The organism is Candidatus Symbiopectobacterium sp. NZEC135 (assembly GCF_025962695.1).
Window position 1 is genome coordinate 1 of sequence record NZ_JAGFPF010000307.1, and the last position, 1,838, is coordinate 1,838.

Consider the following 1,838-nt stretch of genomic DNA (forward strand, 5'->3'; position numbering starts at 1 on the left):
ATTTATTAACCAGCCCTTCTTTCATAACGATAACCTTTTTTTGATTACAATATTTGGCGGTAAATGATGAAGGATTCACTGTAGATGCTAATGTTAAGTACGTAGTAACATTCCTACATTTCAGATAATCCGCTCCAGATTTAATCTTTGGCAAACGGTCAAGTGAAAACGTATTGCCAAACCCTTTATTTAAAGTTTCTAAAAAAACCATAACTGCATCGTTTTGCTGGGATTCAATTTTTTGTTTATAGCTAGATATGCATTCAAAATCAGAGAGCCATGGGATATTAGAAACAAACAATATAACACGATCAGCTATGGAGTAATTCGATGATAAACATATACCCCCATTATTATTTCTTATTAACCGGATAATATCATCAGACTCTAATTTATCACAAACACTCACAAAGTGAGAATAACCAAGATCGGTTTCTTTAAGAGTTATACAATGAGACATTTCCCCTCCAACACCGTTTAAATAATCAATGATATATTATTAATATCTAAACGAATAATAATCATCACTCACTATTTTATAATCAGGCATTAACACTATAAAATCATAAAAATAACCAAAACCATGACATGGATTGTTTTCAAATAAATGGAAACGGCGCCTCCACAAATAAACAATTATTTAAATTAATCGTTATTGATTTGTATCATTGCCAATCTTTTACCAATGATAAATAATCGCCAATACGCTAATTAAGAGAATGGAATCATGCCTTATCTTTTACTCACCTTGGCAGCCCTGTTCTGGGGGGGAAATTACGTTGTTGGTCATGTTCTGGTAGTACGCGCTGATCCTATCATCATGACACAAGCGCGCTGGGCCATCACAGCGATACTGTTGATGGCCCTTTATTTCAGGCAGGTACGGCAGCATTGGTCAACGATGCGAACGTCTCTGGGGATCCTGTTTTTCCTCTCCGTGTGTGGGCAAGTCCTGTTTCCCTTGACGCTCTATATCGGCTTGCAATATACCACATCGTTGAATGCCGCAATTTACATGTCAGCCACGCCAGCGGTAGTGTTATTGCTCAACCGCCTGGTGTTCAACGATCCTATCTCGCGTAACAATATGCTCGGAGTCATCCTCAGTACCGGTGGCGTGTTGTATCTGGTGGTAAAGGGGCAAATCCCCACCTCAGAGACCTTTAACGCGCTCAATCAGGGGGATTTATGGACCATGGGATCGGCGCTCAGTTGGGCATTCTATTGCACCTTTTTACGGAAAAAAGACAAAAGCATACCGGGCAATGCCTTCGTGGCCGTTAGCGCACTGCTCGGCGCGATACTGCTTATCCCCCTGGTGTTTGTTTATGTCGTCGATCTTCCTTCTCTCGACGTAGCACCTTACTTTCAATGGGACTTTTTAACCGGATTGGCCTATCTGGTGATATTTCCGTCCTGGCTCTCCTATGTATTTTGGAACAGAGGGATCAGTGACATTGGTGCAACGCGGGGAGAAATCTACACGCACTTGATTCCGTTATCGGGCGGGGTGTTTAGTCTGGTGTTCCTCAATACCACGCTGGAACCCTTTCATCTGGTCAGCGCACTACTGATTGTCTTTGGCATCTGGCTGTGTTCCAAAACGCCGCAACAGGCATAAAGTAAAATGCCGCTGATGCACCTGCAAAGCACCCGCGGCATGAATCTTCTACATTGGCAACAATATCAATCTAAAACAGAGTGAATCGCCTCTGCCAATTCATTAATTTCAAACTTCGCCACATAAGCATCCGCGCCCACCTTGCGCACGTGATCTTCGTTAGCGCTGCCAGACAGTGAAGAGTGAATAATCACAGGCAGTTTTTTAAGGAACTCAT

Annotated in this window: 2 protein-coding genes and 1 pseudogene; 1 reads left to right on the forward strand and 2 read right to left on the reverse strand. The window is 42.2% G+C overall.

Translation table 11 applies throughout. The features are described from left to right. Window positions 1–460: hypothetical protein (locus J5224_RS26245; protein WP_264628114.1), on the reverse strand; the 460-nt coding region annotated here is incomplete at its 3' end. 267 nt (window positions 461–727) lie between these two features. Here J5224_RS26245 and J5224_RS26250 point away from each other — a divergent pair. Next, window positions 728–1,621, forward strand: a complete 894-nt coding sequence (locus tag J5224_RS26250) for a DMT family transporter (protein WP_264628115.1) — start codon at window positions 728–730, stop codon at window positions 1,619–1,621. A gap of 65 nt (window positions 1,622–1,686) precedes the next feature. On the opposite strand, the pseudogene J5224_RS26255 reads toward J5224_RS26250, so the two are convergent. Then, window positions 1,687–1,838 (reverse strand): annotated as a pseudogene (locus tag J5224_RS26255) (chemotaxis protein CheV); the annotation flags it as partial.

Bases quoted from the DNA above. Each gene is read 5' to 3' on its own strand.
- J5224_RS26250 (WP_264628115.1), top strand. From the start codon at position 728: ATGCCTTATCTTTTACTCACCTTGGCAGCCCTGTTCTGGGGGGGAAAT.